The sequence below is a fragment of the Sinorhizobium psoraleae genome (assembly GCF_013283645.1).
GTDB lineage: Bacteria > Pseudomonadota > Alphaproteobacteria > Rhizobiales > Rhizobiaceae > Sinorhizobium > Sinorhizobium psoraleae.
This window is the reverse complement of record NZ_JABEKV010000034.1, coordinates 1-6,431: the sequence shown is the minus strand read 5'-3', so window position 1 is coordinate 6,431 and position 6,431 is coordinate 1. Positions and strand designations below refer to the sequence as shown.

Here is a 6,431-nt window from a genome sequence, read left to right as displayed (position 1 = left end):
GTATGCCATGTCACCAAGGCGAGCATGCTTCGTCAATGGTTCGAGATCCACCCCTATGACTTCCTCCCCAAGTCCTTTGCCCTGCGCCGCTATCTCAGCAAGATCTTCCATTCCAGTGCCAATCCGCCAATGTGTTTGTTGCAACAAGCCTCAAGTCTCAGTGTACAATAAAACCTCTCACGCGCATACTACCAAAACAAGCGAATAAACTAATGCATGTTCCTGAAGCGCTGCTTGTGCATAGAAACATCCATTTACGGGTTTCTCCGCGCTATAAAGGTCTCGCCGGCCAGCGAAAGCATCTTTCAACGGTCGGGGTCATGTCGGAGAAGGCAATCTGGCAAGGGTGGCGCATAATCCGTTAGCCCGTGTTCGTAGAACGAGATGGCGCCCAATGCACCGCGATTCTCATAAAATATGGTTGCTTCCAGGAAAATTTTAGGTAGTTTGTTGCAACAAAAGTCACATTGGAGGGCCGCATGAACCGTGAAACAATACCAAAGGCAAGTGCTCATAGACCCACACATTTGATGACCCGCCGGCGGCGGCCGCTCGTGGAGCGCGCCGAGGGTATCTATTTCTGGTCGCAGGATGGCCGGCGGTTCGTCGACGGATCTAGTGGGCCCATCGCCGTAAACCTCGGTTACGGAAACACAAATGTACTCTCGGCTATGCGGCGACAGATGGAAAAAACCACTTACGCCTGCCGGCTGCATTTCGAGAACGAGCCCACGGAGGAACTGGCACATGACCTCGCCCGGCGTATGCCAGGCCTCGACCAGATATTCTTCACGTCAGGTGGCTCAGAGGCCGTGGAAACATGCCTAAAACTCGCGCGGCAATGGGCACTTGCCACCGGCCAAGCGACACGTTGGAAGGTAATTAGCCGCATGCCATCCTTCCACGGCGTCACCTACGGTGCACTCACGGTAACCGGGGACGGCATTCTAACCGATGGTTTTGCTGAGCAGTTCAAGAGTATGCCGAAAGTGCCGGCGCCTACCGCTTATCGCGATCTCGATAGTCTGACGATGGAGGAGCGTGGAATCAAGTATGCCGACACGCTGGAAGAGAAAATCCTCGTGGAGGGGCCGGAAAGCATTCTGGCCTTCATAATGGAACCAATTGGTGGCGCGGCAACCAGCGTGTTGGTCGCGCCGGACAGCTACTACTCTCGTATCAGGGAAATTTGTGACCGATATGGCATCCTGCTTATCTATGATGAGGTAATGACTGGCGTCGGTCGTACCGGCAAATTCCTTGGTGCCGACCACTGGGCCTGCCGCCCCGACCTGGTCGCCTTGGGGAAAGGCCTCGGTTCGGGCTACGCGCCGATCGGCGCGATGGCTGCGCCGGCAAGGTTGGTGCAACCAGTGCAAGAAGCCGGCGGATTTCAGCACGGCTACACCTACGGGAGCAATCCGCTCTCCAGTGCCGCCGGGCTGGCTGTTCTAAATGAATTCGATCGGCTCCGGCTAGCGGACCACGCGGCGACCATGGGTGAGGTCCTTTTATCCGGGCTGCACGCTCTCGCAGATCGCTTTCCATTTATTGGGGATGTTCGAGGCAAGGGCCTGCTCGCAGCAATAGAGTTTATGGCTGATCCCGTGACCAAGAGGAACTTCCCAATAGAGATGGAGATTGGCGAACGCGTTCTCGATCTTGCGTATGAACGCGGGCTTATTGTCTATTCGCGGCGGGTGAGAGGGGGAATGCAAGGCGATTGTGTGATGGTTTGCCCTCCGCTGATCATCGATGCAAGTGAGATTGGCGAAATCGTTTCTATCCTAGGCGATGCTATATCGGTCGCGGCACAGGCGTTCGATCTTCCGGTGAACGGGTGAACAGGGCTCCAAGACGGGCGCTTGCCGCGCGAGGCGTCATACAGCGCCTCGTGCCGTGTAGATGCCGCTTTTTCAATGGTCGTCCGCGCGAGAAAGGCCTTCGTGATTCTGAAGTCCGACATCATTTCCGACGGACCCTATCCGCTGGGTTGACGTTGCCAGAAAGGTCCCTCCGAACATGCAAGCGCCTTGACAGCTTCTGCGTTTTGTAATTTGTTGCAACAGAAATTGAGACCATCCTGGAGAGGCCGAAATACATGTCCAGGTCCTCGCACCCCGCTTGCCGCTCAGATGTTGGGACAAAAACCGTACTTCAAATCGACACCAGAACCAGAAATAGCAGGGGAACTCACATGAAGAAAATTGTTAAGGTGACCACAACTGCGGCTTGGCTTGCAGCAACGTTCGTGGCTTCGTTAGCCACCGCCAATGCCGGTGAAGTCCTTGATCGTGTTCTGCAGAACAAAACACTCACGGTCGCGGTGGGGGTGGATTGGGGAATTTCGTCGCATTTAGACGAAAATCACCAATTCGTTGGTTACGACATCGACATCGCTAAAAGAATTGCCGAGTATTTTGGTGCGCAAGTCCAGTTCGTAACGCCAGCCTGGGATGTGATTACCTCAGGCAAGTGGCAAGGACGTTGGGACTTGGCCATGGGCGCCATGACCCCGACGAAAGCGAGGACCGAGAAATTCGACTTCCCGGCAACATATCTTTATGGACAATACGTCGTTCTTGTCCACAAAGACAGCAAGGCAACTCGCCTTTCGGACCTTGACGGGAAGGTAGTCGGGGTTGACGAGGGTACGCCGTCAGAGAGTTATGCTAATCACAAGCTCACGCCCGATTGGGTTGGCGCTAAGCCGATTGAATACCAATTTACGCCAGGTGCAGTTAAGACCTATCAAGTCGGAAATATTGCGTTAGATGATCTGCGCTTGGGCGATGGTGTCCGTCTCGACGCATATGTTGCTGACGGAAGCACTGCGGGCGGGGCGATTAAGTCAGGTTATCCGTTGCGCCAACTGGGTGATCCGCTGTTCTACGTGCCAGGTGCACTTGCGGTACTCCCTGGTGACAAAGAATTCAACGAGAAGATTGCGGACGCGGTCAAGCAAATGAGGGATGATGGGACGCTCTCGACGCTAGCGAACAAGTGGTATGGAGAGGACCGCAGCGCTGAACGCTAGGTTCCTGAACGCGGCGGCCTCGAGAGAACTCGGGGCCGCTTCTTTTGAAAGCGCTGCTCATGCTCTATCAAGATACCGTAGACACCCAGGTGCTCGTGCATAAGCCTTGGTTCGTCGCTTTGATTTTTGGGATTGTGCTGGCGACCTTTCTCATGTTCGATCTTACGAGCACGAGCTTTGGCGAACTCATGCGGCCGGTAATCGGTGAGCCCGCGCAAAGCGGGTTCTTCGGGCGGTTTGCAATCGCTCTTGTGGTTGCGGTCGCCTTCTGCGCCAATGTCGTGTTGATTGGATTTGCGCCCCTGAAGGTGCAGGTGGCGGTGGTGTGGTTTGAACTGCTGCTGCTTTTTCTTGCCTTCTTTCAATCGTTCAAACTGAGCCTACCATTCATCTTGGCGAATTTGCCATATCTGATCACCCAAGGCGTGCTGACTACGGTCTACGTGTCGGCAGTTTCGCTCTTTTTCGCATCTCTGATTGCGATTATCGCTGCAGTTGCAAAGCTCTCCAGCAATGGCTTTGCCTACGCGATCGCCAGCTTCTACACCTCGTTTTTCCGAGGTCTGCCGCTTCTCATGCAAATCTATCTGATCTATCTCGGCCTGCCGCAACTCGGCATCGTTATCAATGCAATACCCTCAGGCATTCTAGCGTTGTCTCTGTGCATCGGCGCCTACATGGCGGAAATATTCCGGGCCGGAATCCTGAGCATCGATCGCGGCCAGTGGGAAGCCTCCCGCTCCATGGGGTTTGGCTTCGGCCTCACGATGCGAAGGATCATCCTGCCGCAGGCGCTTCCGGTCATTGTTCCGCCAATGGGAAACACTTTCATCGCAATGTTAAAGGACAGTTCGCTCGTCTCCGTACTCGGTGTGTGGGAACTGACCTTCCTTGCTCGCACGATCGGTCAGCCAACCTTCCATCACATGGAGATGTTAATAACGTCCTCCCTCATCTATTGGATTTTGTCCGGCTGCCTCGAGGTAGCCCAATCGTGGCTCGAGCGTCACTTCGCAAGGAGTAAAGTACGATGACTTCCAACGAGGTACGTCAGTTCGAAGTCCGAGATGAAGACCGCATCATGCAGTTACTTGTTTTGCACCCGACAGGCCGGCAGCAATGAACGCGAACAAAGTCATCGAAGCGAAGAACGTCTCCAAATGGTACGGCACCTTTAAGGTTCTGTCAGATATCAATCTAACTCTCCGAAAAGGCGAACGCATTGTGATTTGCGGCCCCTCCGGATCAGGTAAATCCACCCTTATCCGCTGCTTCAACCGTCTTGAGGCACATCACGACGGCGAAATAAGTGTTATTGGTATAAGGCTTGATAATAAAATGCGTAACGTGGCTGAAGTTCGCAAGAACGTCGGTATGGTATTCCAGCACTTTAATCTCTTCCCGCACATGACCGTTCTGATGAATTGCATGGCCGGCCCAATGTGGATCAAAGGCGTGTCCGAAATCGAAGCCAAGCAAAAGGCCTTGAAGTTCCTGGAGCGTGTGCGCATTCCAGAACAGGCGAACAAATATCCAGTTCAGCTTTCAGGCGGCCAGCAGCAGCGCGTTGCCATTGCACGTTCGCTGTGCATGGAACCTGCTGTGATGCTTTTTGACGAGCCTACCTCAGCACTCGATCCTGAAATGGTATCGGAGGTGCTCGAAACCATGACGAGCCTTGCGCGAGATGGGATGACCATGGTCTGCGTCACGCATGAAATGGGCTTTGCCCGGGCCGCGGCTGACAGAGTCATCTTCATGGATGCAGGGCGGATCGTAGAGGAAGCACCACCAAACGAGTTCTTCGCCAGTCCGCAGCACGACAGAACCAAGCTCTTTCTCAGCCAAATTCTATCTCACTAGCATCCCGTAGAGCCACGGAAACAGATCCGTGTGGCTTTCTGCCTCGCGGGGCGAGGACGATTCCTCTATCCAGTGATTTTGGGAATGTCTCCACCCGACCACCTTGCGCATCCCTCTCGCTGCCGCAGACCGTGCAGTCCGATTTCCAAAATTTTTGTTGCATCAAACGACAAAACATGGCTTAGTGAGAGCAGATTATTCAGTTTCGAAGGTGTTCTGACATGAACGAGAGGAGCCGTGCTGCGGCCAGGAGACCAGCAGCATCCGATAATGTGATGCTAGCGGATCGCGAGCACGAGAGGGCGGATCGAGCCTACCGCCTATTGCACCAGATAGATGTCGGTGCCCGGCGCTTTGGCCTAACGGCTCGGCGCAACTACCGCCGCTTACCGACCGCGCCTTATCACCGGTATGGCATCTAAGAGGTACTATGAGCAAAGAAGCATCCCAACACAACCTTCGCGCGCCTTGGCGAATTGGAATAGATGTCGGAGGCACATTCACCGACTTCGTTCTGATCGACGCCGAAGACACTATCATTCCTTACAAGTCACCGTCCGAACCCAGCAACCCTGCGGTTGGTGTTATCCGTGCGGTCGAGGGGGCTGCGGCATTTCTCGGAATACCAGTCGCCGATTTGCTTGGAAGATGCTCTCATTTTATCCACGGAACGACAGTCGCAACCAACATTCTGCTTGAACGGAAGGGTGCCAAGGTCGGATTGCTGACGACGCTTGGCTTTCGCGACACCCTTGAGATCAGGCGGGGTTATCGCGAAATGATGTGGGATCACCGCACCCCCTGGGGAGATGTGCTTGTTCGCCGGAAGCTGCGGCAACCGATTGTCGAACGTGTGTCCGCCTCAGGCGAGATAGTGAGGGAACTTGAAGAAGCATCAGTGCGATCGGCTGCCCGTCGGCTGAAGGCAGCAAGCGTGGAGGCGGTCGCGATTTGCCTGCTGCATTCCTACGCGAATCCAATTCATGAACAACGGTGTGCAGAGATTGTTGCCGAAGAACTTCCCGGGGTCTACGTCACCATTTCCTCAAAACTCGCCCCGATCATTGGTGAGTACGAGCGCGTCTCGACGACGGTTGCAAACGCGTATGTTGCGCCTCGCGTCCTGCCCTATTTGAACGAGCTACGAAATGAACTTTCACGACGCGGGCTTGAGCGGGACCTGCTCCTTATCCAGAGCAATGGTGGCGCGATTTCTCTCGACCAGATCGGCGAAAGACCGGCGGCGCTTGCGCTGTCCGGGCCAGCCGCTGGGCTTGCATCACTGCGGTTCTATGGTCAGACCCTTGACGCTGATCACCTGATTTCAATCGAGATTGGCGGCACAAGCTGCGACGTGACTGTAGTCAGCAACGGAGCGGTTGCCGAAACCGATGCGATTAAAGTCGGCGACACATTGATCTCTTTGCCTAGCACTACTTTGGCACCTTTGGCTTGCGGCGTTCTGTGAGGAGCATCTCACAGTGAGGGCATCGGAGCGGCGGTGGCCGTGCGAAGATGTCGAGGATCGCTT

General features: G+C 54.8%; 5 protein-coding genes. All 5 read left to right on the top strand.

Annotated elements, in window-relative coordinates; genetic code table 11:
• Positions 1-479: 479 nt before the first annotated feature.
• Positions 480-1,844: an aminotransferase family protein gene (locus ILFOPFJJ_RS34320; RefSeq protein WP_173514832.1), complete on the top strand. Its 1,365-nt coding sequence runs from the start codon at positions 480-482 to the stop codon at positions 1,842-1,844.
• A 353-nt stretch (positions 1,845-2,197) separates the two neighbouring features.
• A complete protein-coding gene (locus ILFOPFJJ_RS34315) occupies positions 2,198-3,037 on the top strand; it encodes a transporter substrate-binding domain-containing protein (RefSeq protein WP_173514831.1) in 840 nt (279 codons plus the stop codon).
• A gap of 59 nt (positions 3,038-3,096) precedes the next feature.
• Positions 3,097-4,071 carry an amino acid ABC transporter permease gene (locus ILFOPFJJ_RS34310; protein WP_173514833.1) on the top strand — a complete coding sequence of 325 codons (975 nt, stop codon included), beginning with the start codon at positions 3,097-3,099 and terminating at the stop codon, positions 4,069-4,071.
• An 85-nt stretch (positions 4,072-4,156) separates the two neighbouring features.
• Positions 4,157-4,900 carry an amino acid ABC transporter ATP-binding protein gene (locus tag ILFOPFJJ_RS34305; protein WP_173514830.1) on the top strand — a complete coding sequence of 248 codons (744 nt, stop codon included), beginning with the start codon at positions 4,157-4,159 and terminating at the stop codon, positions 4,898-4,900.
• 430 nt (positions 4,901-5,330) lie between these two features.
• Positions 5,331-6,368 (top strand): hydantoinase/oxoprolinase N-terminal domain-containing protein, encoded by a 1,038-nt coding sequence (locus ILFOPFJJ_RS34300; protein WP_173514829.1) that lies wholly within the window; start codon positions 5,331-5,333, stop codon positions 6,366-6,368.
• The last annotated feature ends 63 nt before the right edge of the window (positions 6,369-6,431 follow it).